Below are 433 nucleotides of genomic sequence, written 5' to 3' on the forward strand. Positions count from 1 at the left end.
CAGCGCCGCCGCCTCTTCCTGCACTCGCTCGCCAAGAATGTCGGCCAGCGCAACCGCGCCACCGGCTTCGGCAATCGACTTGGCAAAGGCCAGCCCCAGACCGCGCGCGGCGCCCGTCACGAGCACCTTGCGGCCAGCCAGCAGCCCGGCGGTTGAATTGCGCTCAGGCATGTTGGGCTTCCGTGGGAACGGGCTTGATCATGGCAACCGGCGCATCGGCCAACTCAGCGGCGGCGCGGCGTGCAAGCACACGGCGGATACGCGTGATGCCGATGTCGTGCTGATACAGCGTTTCGTGATCGCGCGCCTCGGGGGCCATCGATTCGAGCACCACGCGGTCCTGTTCCAGCACATCCCAGTGCAGCCCTTCCAGGCGATTGCGATACAGGAAGCGCCACACATCGCGCTGCCAACCCTGCACGTGGCGCGTGCG

At 67.4% G+C, this 433-nt stretch carries 1 protein-coding gene and 1 pseudogene; both read right to left on the bottom strand.

The annotated features are described in order from the left end of the window. A partial coding sequence (locus tag I6F36_RS39820; RefSeq protein ID WP_225173288.1) for an SDR family NAD(P)-dependent oxidoreductase occupies positions 1-171 on the bottom strand: 171 nt, incomplete at its 3' end. Then, positions 164-433: pseudogene (locus I6F36_RS38920) on the bottom strand (hypothetical protein); the annotation flags it as partial. The pseudogene I6F36_RS38920 and the gene I6F36_RS39820, both read right to left, overlap by 8 nt.

Source organism: Bradyrhizobium sp. BRP19 (genome assembly GCF_020194195.1).
In the GTDB taxonomy this organism is placed as follows: Bacteria; Pseudomonadota; Alphaproteobacteria; order Rhizobiales; family Xanthobacteraceae; genus Bradyrhizobium; species Bradyrhizobium yuanmingense.